Origin of the sequence: Nitratireductor aquimarinus (genome assembly GCF_017255295.1) — a bacterium.
Lineage (GTDB): Bacteria > Pseudomonadota > Alphaproteobacteria > Rhizobiales > Rhizobiaceae > Nitratireductor > Nitratireductor aquimarinus.
Genome location: NZ_JAFKDE010000006.1, coordinates 268,966 through 281,563 on the forward strand (window position 1 = coordinate 268,966; position 12,598 = coordinate 281,563).

Sequence of the window (12,598 nt, forward strand, 5' to 3'; positions counted from 1 at the left end):
GGGCAAGCGTCAAGGCGTTCTCCGAGGACATTCCATGAAGCTCTTTGCGGGCAATTCCAACCGGGTTTTGGCAGAGGCCGTCTCCCGCTATCTCAACATTTCTCTTGGCAAAGCGACGGTCAAACGTTTCGCGGACCAGGAAATTTTCGTCGAAATCCAGGAAAATGTGCGCGGCGAGGACGTCTTCGTCCTGCAGTCGACCGCATATCCGGCCAACGATCACCTGATGGAACTTCTCATCATGATCGATGCCTTCCGCCGTTCTTCGGCCCGCCGCATTACTGCGGTGCTGCCCTATTTCGGCTATGCAAGGCAGGACCGGCGCACATCGGGCCGTACGCCGATCTCGGCAAAGCTGGTCTCGAACCTGATCACCCAGGCAGGCGCTGACCGCGTTCTGACGCTGGACCTGCATGCAGGCCAGATCCAGGGCTTCTTCGACATCCCCACCGACAACCTTTTCGCCGTGCCCGTGATGGCGCGCGACGTGAAGGCGAACTACACGCTCTCCAACGTCATGGTGGTTTCGCCGGACGTGGGCGGCGTGGTGCGGGCGCGCTCGCTGGCAAAGCGCATCGATGCGCCGCTTGCCATCGTGGACAAGCGCCGCGACCGGCCGGGTGAGTCTGAAGTCATGAACGTGATCGGCGATGTGAGCGGCAAGGACTGCCTGCTGATCGACGATATCGTCGACTCGGGCGGCACGCTGTGCAACGCGGCCGACGCACTGCTCAACAATGGCGCAACCAGCGTCACCGCCTACATCACCCATGGTGTGCTTTCGGGCGGCGCAGCAGCGCGCATCAGCGGCTCACGGCTCAAGGAGCTGGTCATCACCGACTCCATTCAGCCGAGCTCTGCGGTGGAAGCAGCACCAAACATTCGCACGATCACCATTGCCGACCTGATCGGCGAGGCGATCTCGCGCACGGCATCGGAAGAATCGGTTTCGAGCCTGTTCGACTGAACCAATGCTATCGACACAAAAAAGCCGGCCCCTGTGGCCGGCTTTTTTTATGGCTCTTGCCTGATGAAGTCAGGCGGCGGCGCGCTCCGCATCAGCGCCGACCCACGCAGAGAACCTGTCGACGAACCCGGCCAGGAAGGCCCTGGTGTCCTCATTGGTGATGTCGTTGTTCCCGTCGATGAGGTCGGGCTTCATCTGCAGATAGACCTCGGGGCTGGTCATCAGCGTTGCGCCAAGGCTTACCAGAATGGAGCGCAGGTGGATCTGCGCGGCGATGGCGCCCATTGCGCCCGGGCTGGCGCCCACAACGGCGGTCGGCCGCCCGGTCCAGCTGTTCATGCCCCAGGGACGCGAACCCCAGTCGATGGCATTCTTCAGAATGGCGGGAATGGAACGGTTGTGCTCCGGCGTGACGATCAGAAGACCGTCATTTGCGCCGATTCGATCCTTGAGGTGCTGAGCAGCCGCAGGATAATCCGCAGCGTCGTCATCATTGTACATCGGCAGCGTGGACAGGTCGAAATACTCGAATTCGAGCCGACCCTCCGCAAGCTTCTCAAGCGCCTGCGCGAATTTGAGATTGATCGACTCCCTGCGATTGGAGCCGACGAGAACCAAAACTTTCTTCATTTTCATTCCTCTGTCCGGCCGGGGTCAAAATCCCGGTGGTATCCTTTGGTAACCAGGCCTATATCTGACAGCAGGAAACCCGTTGCAAGAAGGCACCTTTATGAAACCGCGTCATGGGCACATATCCGAGAGCTGCCGCCCGATCAGCGAAATCCTGTCCCTCATCGGCGACAAGTGGACATCGCTCATCATCGGACGCCTGCGCGGGGAACCGCTACGCTTCAACGAGCTGAAACGGCGCGTGGACGGCATCTCCCAGAAGGTGCTGACCGCATCGCTGCGCGCGCTGGTGCGTGACGGTTTCGTGGAGCGCATCGAATATCCGACGGTGCCGCCCAGCGTGGAATACCGACTCACCCCGTTCGGCCACGAACTCGCCGAACCGCTTTCCGTGCTGCAACAGTTCGCACTCGACAATGCGGGCCGGATGGAGGCCGCACGCGCTGCATATGATGCACGCACGGGCGGCGAGAAGCCCGACCGGCAGAAAACACAGCCGATACAGCCCGCCGCCGTGCCGTAAAAGGCGTTGCGCCCTTGCGCACGCCCCCTCCATCGGCTATAGACCCGCCGTCCGCGTAGACACCCTTGGAGGCACCGCGGATGGAAGTTCGCCCGATACAATTCGGTCTTCAGGCAGCGCTTGTAGCGCCGTCAGGTGCCGTTTCGGACAGCTTTCACGTTTTCAGGTTCGCCTGAAAGCGCTCCACAACATGAAAGGACAGGCCATGAGCCAGAGCTATGAGCTGAAGGCCGAGGCGCGCGAACGGGTCGGTAAGGGGTCCGCCCGGGCTATTCGGCGCAACGGAAAGATTCCCGCCGTGATCTACGGCGACAAGGATGCCCCCATCTCCATCACGCTTCCCTACAAGGAAGTGTTCATGAAGATCCACGCCGGTGGCTTCCTCACCACGATCGCGACGATCGACGTCGACGGCAAGAAGATCAAGGTCCTCCCGAAGGATTACCAGCTTGATCCCGTCCGCGACTTCCTGATGCATGTGGACTTCCTGCGCATCGGCAAGGGCACCGTCGTGACCGTCAACGTGCCGGTTCACTTCATCAATGAAGAAACCGCACCCGGCATCAAGCGCGGCGGCGTTCTCAACGTCGTTCGTCACGAAGTCGAGTTCACCTGCCCGGCTACGGCGATCCCCGAGTACATCGAGGTTGATCTGGCTGGCATGGATATCGGCGATTCCGCACATATCTCCGCAGTCAAGCTGCCGGAAGGCGTGGAACCCACCATCACCGACCGCGACTTCACCATCGCAACCGTCGCAGCACCGGCCGGCCTCAAGTCGGAAGAAGCTGCCGAGGGCGAAGAAGCCGGTTCGGAAGAGAAGGAGGGCGAGGGCGAGGAGTAATCCTCCCCTTTCCTGCAAGATCTCATGCTGCTTATTGCAGGGCTCGGCAATCCCGGCCAGCAATACGAACGGCACCGGCACAATGTCGGTTTTATGGCGGCGGACGCGATTGCGCGCCGCCATAATTTTTCGTCATGGTCAAAGAAATTCAACGCGCTGGTGGCCGAAGGGCGCATCGGCGGCGAGAAGGTGCTGCTGATCAAACCACAGACCTTCATGAACCTTTCTGGCCAGGCGATCGGCGAAGCCATGCGGTTCTACAAGGTCGGTCTTGAAGACCTGATCGTCTTTTATGACGAGCTGGACCTTGCCCCCGGCAAGCTGCGCCTGAAGACCGGCGGCGGCTCGGGCGGACACAACGGCATCAAGTCCATCGACGCCCATTGCGGCAAGGACTATCGCCGCGTGCGCATCGGCATTGGCCATCCCGGCGACAAGGCGCGTGTGAATGCGCATGTTCTGGGTGATTTCGCCAAGGCGGACCAGGCCTGGCTCGAACCGCTTCTCGACACGGTGGCAGACAACATCGCTATGCTGGCCGAGGGTGACGAGTCGGGTTTCATGAACCGCGTCAGCCTCGCGGTGAAAGGGTCCGGCGCTGAGCCGGCCGTCAAACAGGAAAAGAAGCCCGCCCGGAAGCAGAGCCACATTCGCCAGGCGCGGCAACAGGGGCCATCGGCCTCAATACCGGAAAATGGCCCCATGGCGGCCATGCTGAAGAAACTCCTCGGCCAGAAGGAATAGGAAATGGGTTTCAAATGCGGCATCGTCGGTCTGCCCAATGTTGGCAAATCGACGCTCTTCAACGCGCTCACCAAGACGGCAGCCGCACAGGCCGCCAACTACCCCTTCTGCACCATCGAGCCCAATACGGGCGAGGTGGCGGTGCCCGACCCGCGCCTGAAGAAGATCTCCGCCGTGACCGGCTCCAAGGAGGTCATCCCGACCCGCATTTCCTTTGTCGACATCGCCGGCCTGGTGCGTGGCGCGTCCAAGGGTGAAGGGCTCGGCAACCAGTTCCTCGCCAACATTCGCGAAGTGGACGCCATCGTTCATGTGCTGCGCTGCTTCGAGGATGACGACATCACCCATGTGGAAGGCCGGATCGACCCGGTCGCCGATGCGGAGACGGTCGAGACCGAATTGATGCTTGCCGACCTGGAGAGCCTTGAGCGCCGCACGCAGCAGATGCAGAAGCGCGCCACCGGCAAGGACAAGGAAGCCCAGACGCTTCTGCCGATGATGGAGCAGTCGCTTGCACTGCTGCAGGACGGCAAGCCGGTGCGCGTGCTGCTCGACGGCATTGCAGCCGAAGATCTGAAGATCCTGCGCAGCCTGAACCTTCTCACCTCCAAGCCCGTTCTCTATGTGTGCAACGTGGCGGAAGGCGACGCAGCCGAGGGCAATGCCCAGACAAAGCGCGTGGAAGAGATGGCTGCTGCGCAGGGTGCCGGCACCGTCGTCATCTCCGCCGCCATCGAGGCCGAAGTCGCCCAGCTTTCCGATGAAGAAGCCGTCGAGTATCTGGACGCCATGGGACTGGAAGAGCCGGGCCTCGACCGCCTCATCCGGGCCGGCTACGAACTTCTCGACCTGATCACCTTCTTCACGTCGGGCCCGAAGGAAACCCGCGCCTGGACCGTGCACAAGGGTGCCAAGGCCCCGCAGGCTGCCGGTGTGATCCACACCGATTTCGAGCGCGGCTTCATCCGCGCCCAGACCATCGGCTATGATGATTTCGTGACCCTCGGCGGTGAAGTCGCCGCCCGTGACGCCGGCAAGGCGCGCGACGAGGGCAAGGAATATGTCGTGGTTGATGGCGACGTGATGCTGTTCAAGTTCAACACCTGAGGCACCACGGACCACAATGAAAAACGGGGGTGTCGCCGACAGGCTGCACCCCCTGTCTTCTGCACATCCCGGCATCATGTCTTGACGGCGTCACAATAGCCGGAAATGGTCGCCCCCGGGATTTTGCAGGAGAGTAGATGTGATTAAGACTTTTATTTTTGAGAACCAACGCCTTAAGCCTGTCGAATTTGCAGACGCCGAGCGTGAAAAAATCGTCTGGTTAGACCTGCTCGCCCCGACCGACGAAGAAGAAAAAACCGTCGAGGACTGGCTCGGCATCGACGTGCCAAACCGCAAGGATATGGAGGAGATCGAGGTCTCCAGCCGCCTCTACAGCGAAGACGGCGCGCACTTCATGACCACCACCCTGCCCGCACAGAGCGAGAAGGATCAGCCCGAGATGGGGCCGGTGACGTTCATCCTGTCGCCGGGCAAGCCGCTGGTCACCGTACGCTTTCACGAGCCCCGCGCGTTCCAGACATTTCCGCAACGGGCGGAGAAGAGCGCCCTTGGCTGCGCCACCGGCGAGGCGGTTCTGATCAACCTGCTCGACGCCGTGGTGGAACGGCTCGCGGACATTCTCGAACGCGCCGGCCGCGAAGTTCAGGAACTCTCCAAGGGCATTTTCCATCCGTCGGAAAAGAAAGCGTCCAGCCGCGACCGCAGCTTTCAGATCATTCTGCGCAGGATCGGCGGCAAGGAAGACCTGCTCGCCAACCTGCAGGAAAGCCTGCTCACGATGCAGCGTCTTGCCACCTTCTTCAGCGCCGTATCGGCAAAGAACAGCAAGGAGCTGCGCGCCCATATCAAGACGCTGTCGCGCGATGTTGAAGCGCTTTCCGTTCATGCTTCCAGCCTCTCCCACAAGATCAACTTCCTGCTCGACGCCACGCTTGGCATGATCAGCATCGAACAGAGCGCCATCATCAAGATCTTCTCGGTGGTGGCGGTGGTGTTCCTGCCGCCCACCCTCGTCGCATCGATCTACGGCATGAACTTCGAGTTCATGCCGGAGCTCCAATGGACCTATGGCTACCCTCTGGCCCTTGTCGTGATGGTCCTCTCGGCAGTGCTTCCCTTCTGGTATTTCAAGGGGCGCGGCTGGCTCTAGGGCCAGGCCCCCATTAATACGCAATGGTCGGCCTGATTAATGGGTCCTGACCCTAAATGCCTCAGCCCCAGGTCCTTGAAGAAGGCCGCGCTTGCGGCCATAAGGTTCAAGCCTGAACAGGAAGCAATCATGACAGACAAGAAGTGGGCGTTCGAGGATCTTGAGCCGGGGCTGACAATCCCGTTCGGCGAGAAGACCGTGAGCGCAGAAGAGATCATCGCGTTTGCAAGACAGTTCGACGCGCAACCCATGCATCTGGACGAAGAAGCCGGCAAGGCCAGCATACTGGGCGGTCTGGCGGCCTCCGGCTGGCACAGCTGCGCCATGTTCATGCGGATGCTCTATGACGCGTTTCTGGTCGATTCCACGTCTCAGGGCTCGCCCGGCATCACCGACGCGCGCTGGAAGCGCCCCGTCATCGCCGGAGATACGCTCAGCGGCCAGACAACGGTGCTGGAGCGCCGTCCGCTCAAATCGCGCCCGGGCATCGGCCTGGTGACGTTTCGCCATCTGGTGACCAACCAGCGCGGGGAGACGGTGATGGAGATGGAGAACCCGATCATGTTCAGGATGCGTGCGACGGGAGCGGCAGCATGAGTATCGACCGTTTCCTGCGGCTTGGCGAAACCGTGACGCTGGGCACGCACACATTCAGCGCCGAGGAGATCATCGCCTTCGCCCGCGCCTATGATCCGCAGCCTTTCCACACGGACCCGGAAGCCGCACGCGACAGCGTGTTCGGGCGGCTGTGCGCCTCTGGCTGGCACACCTGCTCCATGTGGATGCGCTACAATCTCGAAGGCATTGAACGCGACGCCCATGGCGCATGGGACGGCCCCGGCGAAAAACCCGAATTCGGCCCCTCCCCCGGCTTCTCCAACCTGAAATGGCTAAAGCCCGTCTTTGAAGGCGACACGATCACCTTCACGCGCACGGCAACGGCGCATCGTCCGCTCGCCTCACGCCCCGGCTGGCATCTGGTGACGCTGATGGCCGCCGCCTGCAATGGCGACGGCGAAACGGTGATGCAGTTCGACAACGGCGTTCTGATGAAGGCCGCAGTCAATAGCTGACCGACAGGCCGAGCGAAACCTGGTGCTGATTGCCGGCCCCGTAAAACGCGCCGGCATAGCCAATTCTGGCGGACGCACCGGTTTCCGGCAAATGCAGATCCAGCTTCGCCGCGATATCAAGCCTGTCACGCCCCACCCCTTCGGCCCGCGCTTCCAGCACACGGCCGAGAAGCGTGGTATCGACCGCGAAAGCGCCCGGTTTGAGAGCACGCGCGTAAGCGAGCTCCAGCCCCGGCTCGACCTCCCAGTCCGCCAGTCCGAACCTGCCGGACAGGCGGATGCCCGGGCCGGTTTCAACCGTGGTGGTGCGGCCGGCGCTCACAGTCTGACCGAGCAGTTCCAGCCCCGTTTCATGTGCCGGCCCAAAGCGCTGGGTGATCCCCGACAAATGCGCAAAGAGCGTTGCGTCCCCCCAACCGAAAGCCCGCCGATAACCGGTCTCCATCGTTCCGAAGCCACCATGGGCGACATTGTGCGACTGCGCCACCGGTTGGCCCAGCGCGGTCACCGTGCCGGCAAGCCCCGGGATGGTGCGCCGCGTGTGGGTCTGGCGGAAACGGCTGACGCCCGCGCTGGCCCGCAGGCGCCAGTCGCCAATATCCCAGGTCCCATAGGCGAAACCATGCACGCCTTTCGCATGCGCGGTGTTGGCAGTGGCACGCTCACTGGTGTCCACCTCAGCGTAGCCAACGCCAAAGCCGGCGGTAACATTGACCTGATCGATCAGATCGACACCCGTGTAGAGCGTCCTGATGCTCGCTCGCGCCTCTGGAAAACCGGGTGAGACGGAAGTTCTGGAATGCAAGAAACTGCCACTCATCCAGAGCCGGTCGTTTAGCGGCACGCGTCGCCGCATGGTGTCAAAAGGCGCGCGTGCCGCCTGCGCCATCGCCATGTGCCTGCTGCGGGAAGAAGCGGCAAAAATACTGCGCCCGGCCGGGGAAATGGTTTCCGTCAGATTGCCCAGGTCAAGCAGGCCCCAGCCGAAAACCGGATCGACGCCCGGATCACCGATATCTAGCGCAGTGTGAAGGATCAGCTTGCGTATGTCGCGCGTATCAGCCTGCGGAAACATCTGACGCGCGATTGCGAGCCCGCCGGTGACATGCGGTGCAGCCAGCGAAGTGCCCATGCCGGAGAGATAACCTCCCCCTGTCCGGGCCGCATAGATGCCATTTGATGCACCGGCCTCTCCGCCAGGCGCGGCCAGACACCAACGGGCGGCGAAGCCGCATTTGTTGGCGTAATAGGCGAGCCGCCCATCCGTATTGACTGCGGTGACGGCAAGCGTGGTGCTTTCCAGTTCAGGAAAGACAAGCGGGAGGCTCGGAAGAAGCGCAACAGATCCACGGCCATGATTGCCCGCCGCCCAAACTGTCAGGATCCCCGCACCGGCGGCTTCATGCACCGCAAACAGAGTGTAACTCAAAGGGCTGAGAACCCCGGGATCATCGTCGGGGTACAGAGGCACGTAGGTCTGCAGCCCAAACGAAGCATTGATGAGGTCGACCCCCATCTCCAGCGCATACATGAAGGAGAAAGCGAATGTGAGGTCGAGAGGGTCGGAGTGCGACAACTGAACGGACATGAGCGTGGCGTCATAGGCCACTCCATGCATACCGTTTCCGTCCCTGTTCCCGACCAGAACACTCCCCACCATCGTGCCGTGTCCAACAGGGTCACTGCTGCCATACATGAGGCCACGAAGATCAAACGACTTCGATGAAACCCGCCCGAAAAGCTCTGGATGAGAAGCGTCGGCTCCGCTGTCGAGCAAGCCGACCAGGATGCCCCCGCCCGTGAACCCGGCCCTGTGAGCCAGGTGGGCATTGATCCGGGCAAGCCCCCACTGAGCATCGGTTTCCGCGTCTCCCGTCGAGCCGACAGGAAAATGAATGACGGCCCCCTCCTGCGCCAAACACGCAGTGGAGAGCTCTCCGCCAATAGCGAAGAGCACCAACAAAAAAGACAATCTCATCTATATATATCTAAATTATAATATAATTAAATAAAAACAACTCCTTATGAGGGTATACTGAAAAACTTCAAGGAACAACAGTATTCAATCGCCTTCGAAGGCGATCAGGGTGTGGACGTCGACCCCAAGCGCTTCGAGCTTGGCGCGGCCGCCCAGGTCCGGAAGATCGATCACGAAGCAGGCTGCGACGATTTCCGCACCCATCTGGGTCAGAAGCTTCACCGCGCCTTCGGCGGTGCCACCGGTGGCGATCAGGTCATCGACCAGAAGAACCTTCTCGCCCGGCTTCACCGCGTCCTTGTGCATCTCCATCTCGTCGATGCCGTATTCAAGGCTGTAGGCCACGCGCACGGTGTCGTGCGGCAGCTTTCCCTTCTTGCGGATCGGAACAAAACCCGACGACAGCTGGTGCGCCATGGCGCCGCCCAGAATGAAGCCACGCGCCTCAATGCCGGCGATCTTGTCGATCTTGGTGCCGGCATAGGGGTGCACCAGTTCATCCACCGCACGGCGGAAGGCGCGTGCATTGCCCAGAAGCGTGGTGATGTCGCGGAACATCACGCCGGGTTTCGGATAGTCCGGGATCGTGCGGATTGCGGAAAGAAGGGTTTCCTGAAGTGTCTGCGAAGCTGCCATGTGCCCTGCCCTGTTTCGCCTGATTGTCCGCTTCACCTTTCACACAGAACGATGAAACGGCAGATGGTCTGCTGTTGCCCTGTCTGCGCGAGATCAGGCGTTTTCACCTGACTGTAAACTGCATCATCGCGCAAAAGAAAAGGGCGCCGGCGGCGCCCTTTCAAATCTCTTTATGTGGACGGCGCGTCAGTGTGCGTCAGACCAGATCTTGCGCTTGGTCAGATAGACCAGACCGCCGAAGAGCAGAAGGAAGATCATGACCACGAAGCCCGTGGACTTGCGTGCTTCCATGTGCGGCTCGGCTGCCCACATCAGGAACGCGGAGATATCGCGCGCATACTGATCGACCGTCTCGGGCGCACCGTCATCATAGGTCACCATGCCCTCGGAGAGCGGCGGCGCCATGGCCAGCGAAGCCGAGGAGAGGAAGTACGGGTTGTAGTAGGTGCCAGCCGGAACTTCGTGTCCCTCGGTATCGTCACTGTAACCGGTCAGCAGGGCGTGGATGTAATCCGGGCCTGCCTCGGCATACTGGGTGAAGATGTCGAAGACGAAGGTCGGGAAACCACGCTCGACAGCGCGCGCCTTGGCAATCAGCGAGAAGTCCGGGGGGACTGCACCGCTGTTGGAGGCGGCAGCCTGCTGCGGGTTGGCGAACGGAGCCGGGAAGCGGTCCGACGGCTTTGCCGGGCGCATGTACATGTCACCGGCATCATCCGGACCGTCCTCGACCTCATACTCGGCTGCAATCGCACGCACCTGGGCGTCGGAGTAGCCGAGATCGGTGAGGTTGCGGAACGCCACAAGATTCATCGAGTGACACGCCGCGCAGACCTCGCGGTAGACCTTGAAGCCGCGCTGCAGCTGGCCCTTGTCGTAGGTGCCGAACGGGCCGGCAAACGACCAGTCCTGCTCGACCGGCTTCTTGATCGGGAACTCGGCGGCGTCGGCTGCCGTAGCGACAGCCAGACCGAGACCGAGCGCGGCCAATCCGTTGAGGACGTTCTTCATTTCGAAAATCCCTTTGCGCATTCTCTCGCTCAGCCCTTTGCCTGTTCGGTGGCCGGCGCGCCGGCGGAGGACTTCTTCTCAAGCACCGCTTCCGTGATGGAATTGGGCAGACGGCGGGGCGTCTCGACCAGACCGAGAACCGGCATGATCACGATGAAGAAGGCGAAGTAGTACAGCGTCGCACCCTGTGCCATCGCCACATAGATGCCTTCTGCCGGACGCGAGCCGAGCCAGCCGAGGAAGACGGCGTTCACGACGAAGAGCCAGAAGAAGAGCTTGAACCACGGACGGTAGACAGCCGAACGAACCTTCGAGGTGTCGAGCCAGGGCACGACAAACAGAACCGCGATGGCGCCGAACATGGCCAGAACGCCGCCCAGCTTGGAGTCGATCGGTCCGATGTTGAAGGTGATCGCACGCAGGATCGCGTAGAACGGCAGGAAGTACCATTCGGGAACGATGTGCGCCGGGGTCTTCAGAGCGTCAGCCTCGATGTAGTTGTCGGGGTGACCCATGTAGTTCGGAATGTAGAAGACGAAGTAGGCGAACAGCAGCATGAACACGACCATGGCGAACGCGTCCTTGACGGTCGCATAGGGCGTGAAGGCCACGGTGTCGGTCTTCTGCTTCACTTCGATGCCGGTCGGGTTGGTCTGACCGGTCACATGCAGCGCCCAGACGTGCAGGACGACAACGCCGGCGATCATGAAGGGCAGCAGGTAGTGCAGCGAGAAGAAGCGGTTCAGCGTCGGGTTGTCGACGGCGAAGCCACCCAGAAGCAGCTGCTGGATCCACTCGCCCACCAATGGAATGGCGGTGAAGAAGCCGGTGATAACCGTTGCGCCCCAGAAGCTCATCTGGCCCCACGGAAGCACGTAGCCCATGAAGGCGGTCGCCATCATCAGCAGGTAGATGATGCAGCCGAGGATCCACAGCATCTCACGCGGCGCCTTGTAGGAACCGTAGTAGAGGCCGCGGAAGATGTGCACATAGACGGCGATGAAGAACATCGACGCGCCGTTGGAGTGCAGGTAGCGCAGCAGCCAACCGGAGTTAACGTCGCGCATGATCTTCTCGACGGAAACAAAGGCAACTTCGGTGTTGGCCGCATAATGCATGGCCAGCACGATACCGGTCACGATCTGCGCCACCAGCATCAGCGAAAGGATGCCGCCGAAGGTGTATGCATAGTTGAGGTTGCGTGGCACCGGATAGGCCACGAAAGAATCATAGACCAGACGCGGAAGCGGCAAACGCGCATCCATCCAGCGGCCGAGGCCGGTCTTGGGCGTATAGGTCGAATGTCCAGCGCTCATTGAAAATCCCCTCTCGCCAAGCCTTAGCCGACCTGGATGACGGTGTCGGACACGAATTCAAAAGTCGGAACCGCCAGGTTTTCTGGAGCCGGACCTTTGCGGATGCGGCCAGCGGTGTCGTAGTGCGAACCATGGCACGGGCAGAACCAGCCGCCGAAATCACCGGCCTGGCCGAGCGGCACGCAGCCCAGATGGGTGCAGACGCCAACCATGACGAGCCAGTTTTCCTTGCCCTCGCCCGCCGAGCGGTCGATGTCCGTCGCCGGTGCATCGGCAGCAATGTTGGCATTGCGTGCGATCGGGTCCTTGAGGTCGGCCAGAGCAACAGCCTTGGCTTCCTCAATTTCCTTCTCAGTCCGGTTGCGGATGAACACAGGCCGGCCGCGCCATTTCACGGTCAGGGACATGCCGGGCTCAACGCCGGACACGTCTACCTGAATAGACGCCAGCGCCCGGGTGGACGCATCTGGCCGCATCTGGTCGATGAACGGCCATGCAACGCCGGCGATGCCAACGGCACCGGCAACGCCTGTGGCGACATAAAGAAAGTCACGCCTTGTATGTTCGGTCGAATCGGTAGCGCTCACGGGACTGCGATCCTTTCACCTCAGTTCGGCCGGTCGGGAAGCCTCATTGCACCTCAAACACGGGCATTTTA

14 protein-coding genes are annotated in these 12,598 nt (G+C 61.2%); 8 read left to right on the forward strand and 6 right to left on the reverse strand.

What is annotated here, in order from left to right; all coding sequences use genetic code 11:
- Window positions 1–34 precede the first annotated feature (34 nt).
- Window positions 35–967 carry a ribose-phosphate pyrophosphokinase gene (locus JYP46_RS12310; RefSeq protein WP_206544024.1) on the forward strand — a complete coding sequence of 311 codons (933 nt, stop codon included), beginning with the start codon at window positions 35–37 and terminating at the stop codon, window positions 965–967.
- A 69-nt stretch (window positions 968–1,036) separates the two neighbouring features.
- Here the strand turns inward: JYP46_RS12310 and JYP46_RS12315 are convergent, their stop codons facing one another.
- Entirely contained in the window at window positions 1,037–1,597 is a 561-nt protein-coding gene (locus JYP46_RS12315; RefSeq protein WP_206548246.1) for an NADPH-dependent FMN reductase, read from the reverse strand.
- A gap of 100 nt (window positions 1,598–1,697) precedes the next feature.
- Between JYP46_RS12315 and JYP46_RS12320 the strand changes: the two genes are divergently transcribed.
- The 7 genes from JYP46_RS12320 (at window position 1,698) to JYP46_RS12350 (ending at window position 6,999) form a co-directional block, all read left to right on the forward strand.
- Complete coding sequence (locus tag JYP46_RS12320) at window positions 1,698–2,120, forward strand: winged helix-turn-helix transcriptional regulator (protein ID WP_206548247.1); 423 nt, start codon at window positions 1,698–1,700, stop codon at window positions 2,118–2,120.
- A gap of 205 nt (window positions 2,121–2,325) precedes the next feature.
- The gene (locus tag JYP46_RS12325; RefSeq protein WP_206544027.1) at window positions 2,326–2,964 is read left to right on the forward strand and encodes a 50S ribosomal protein L25/general stress protein Ctc; all 639 of its coding nucleotides are present in this window, start codon (window positions 2,326–2,328) and stop codon (window positions 2,962–2,964) included.
- Between the two features lie 24 nt (window positions 2,965–2,988).
- Complete coding sequence (gene pth / locus JYP46_RS12330; RefSeq protein ID WP_206548248.1) at window positions 2,989–3,708, forward strand: aminoacyl-tRNA hydrolase; 720 nt, start codon at window positions 2,989–2,991, stop codon at window positions 3,706–3,708.
- Between the two features lie 3 nt (window positions 3,709–3,711).
- Complete coding sequence (gene ychF, locus JYP46_RS12335; protein WP_113155817.1) at window positions 3,712–4,815, forward strand: redox-regulated ATPase YchF; 1,104 nt, start codon at window positions 3,712–3,714, stop codon at window positions 4,813–4,815.
- Between the two features lie 139 nt (window positions 4,816–4,954).
- The gene (gene corA / locus JYP46_RS12340) at window positions 4,955–5,926 is read left to right on the forward strand and encodes a magnesium/cobalt transporter CorA (protein WP_113155818.1); all 972 of its coding nucleotides are present in this window, start codon (window positions 4,955–4,957) and stop codon (window positions 5,924–5,926) included.
- A gap of 129 nt (window positions 5,927–6,055) precedes the next feature.
- Window positions 6,056–6,523, forward strand: a complete 468-nt coding sequence (locus tag JYP46_RS12345; protein ID WP_113156391.1) for a MaoC family dehydratase — start codon at window positions 6,056–6,058, stop codon at window positions 6,521–6,523.
- Window positions 6,520–6,999 carry a MaoC family dehydratase gene (locus JYP46_RS12350; RefSeq protein WP_206548249.1) on the forward strand — a complete coding sequence of 160 codons (480 nt, stop codon included), beginning with the start codon at window positions 6,520–6,522 and terminating at the stop codon, window positions 6,997–6,999. The genes JYP46_RS12345 and JYP46_RS12350 overlap by 4 nt, the downstream gene beginning before the upstream one ends.
- On the opposite strand, the gene JYP46_RS12355 is transcribed toward JYP46_RS12350, so the two are convergent.
- The 5 genes from JYP46_RS12355 to petA form a co-directional block, all read right to left on the reverse strand.
- A complete protein-coding gene (locus JYP46_RS12355) occupies window positions 6,989–8,977 on the reverse strand; it encodes a S8 family serine peptidase (RefSeq protein WP_236042186.1) in 1,989 nt (662 codons plus the stop codon). The genes JYP46_RS12350 and JYP46_RS12355 overlap by 11 nt on opposite strands.
- A gap of 84 nt (window positions 8,978–9,061) precedes the next feature.
- Window positions 9,062–9,613 carry an adenine phosphoribosyltransferase gene (locus JYP46_RS12360; RefSeq protein ID WP_113155821.1) on the reverse strand — a complete coding sequence of 184 codons (552 nt, stop codon included), beginning with the start codon at window positions 9,611–9,613 and terminating at the stop codon, window positions 9,062–9,064.
- A 186-nt stretch (window positions 9,614–9,799) separates the two neighbouring features.
- Entirely contained in the window at window positions 9,800–10,624 is an 825-nt protein-coding gene (locus JYP46_RS12365) for a cytochrome c1 (protein ID WP_206544031.1), read from the reverse strand.
- 29 nt (window positions 10,625–10,653) lie between these two features.
- The gene (locus JYP46_RS12370) at window positions 10,654–11,940 is read right to left on the reverse strand and encodes a cytochrome b (protein WP_113155822.1); all 1,287 of its coding nucleotides are present in this window, start codon (window positions 11,938–11,940) and stop codon (window positions 10,654–10,656) included.
- A gap of 23 nt (window positions 11,941–11,963) precedes the next feature.
- A complete protein-coding gene (petA, locus tag JYP46_RS12375) occupies window positions 11,964–12,527 on the reverse strand; it encodes a ubiquinol-cytochrome c reductase iron-sulfur subunit (protein ID WP_113155823.1) in 564 nt (187 codons plus the stop codon).
- Window positions 12,528–12,598 lie beyond the last annotated feature (71 nt).

Bases quoted from the DNA above. Each gene is read 5' to 3' on its own strand.
- JYP46_RS12310 (WP_206544024.1), top strand. From the start codon at position 35: ATGAAGCTCTTTGCGGGCAATTCCAACCGGGTTTTGGCAGAGGCCGTC.
- JYP46_RS12325 (WP_206544027.1), top strand. From the start codon at position 2,326: ATGAGCCAGAGCTATGAGCTGAAGGCCGAGGCGCGCGAACGGGTCGGT.
- JYP46_RS12315 (WP_206548246.1), bottom strand. From the start codon at position 1,597: ATGAAGAAAGTTTTGGTTCTCGTCGGCTCCAATCGCAGGGAGTCGATC.
- JYP46_RS12370 (WP_113155822.1), bottom strand. From the start codon at position 11,940: ATGAGCGCTGGACATTCGACCTATACGCCCAAGACCGGCCTCGGCCGC.
- JYP46_RS12345 (WP_113156391.1), top strand. From the start codon at position 6,056: ATGACAGACAAGAAGTGGGCGTTCGAGGATCTTGAGCCGGGGCTGACA.
- JYP46_RS12350 (WP_206548249.1), top strand. From the start codon at position 6,520: ATGAGTATCGACCGTTTCCTGCGGCTTGGCGAAACCGTGACGCTGGGC.
- JYP46_RS12360 (WP_113155821.1), bottom strand. From the start codon at position 9,613: ATGGCAGCTTCGCAGACACTTCAGGAAACCCTTCTTTCCGCAATCCGC.
- JYP46_RS12320 (WP_206548247.1), top strand. From the start codon at position 1,698: ATGAAACCGCGTCATGGGCACATATCCGAGAGCTGCCGCCCGATCAGC.
- JYP46_RS12355 (WP_236042186.1), bottom strand. From the start codon at position 8,977: ATGAGATTGTCTTTTTTGTTGGTGCTCTTCGCTATTGGCGGAGAGCTC.
- ychF (WP_113155817.1), top strand. From the start codon at position 3,712: ATGGGTTTCAAATGCGGCATCGTCGGTCTGCCCAATGTTGGCAAATCG.
- JYP46_RS12365 (WP_206544031.1), bottom strand. From the start codon at position 10,624: ATGAAGAACGTCCTCAACGGATTGGCCGCGCTCGGTCTCGGTCTGGCT.
- pth (WP_206548248.1), top strand. From the start codon at position 2,989: ATGCTGCTTATTGCAGGGCTCGGCAATCCCGGCCAGCAATACGAACGG.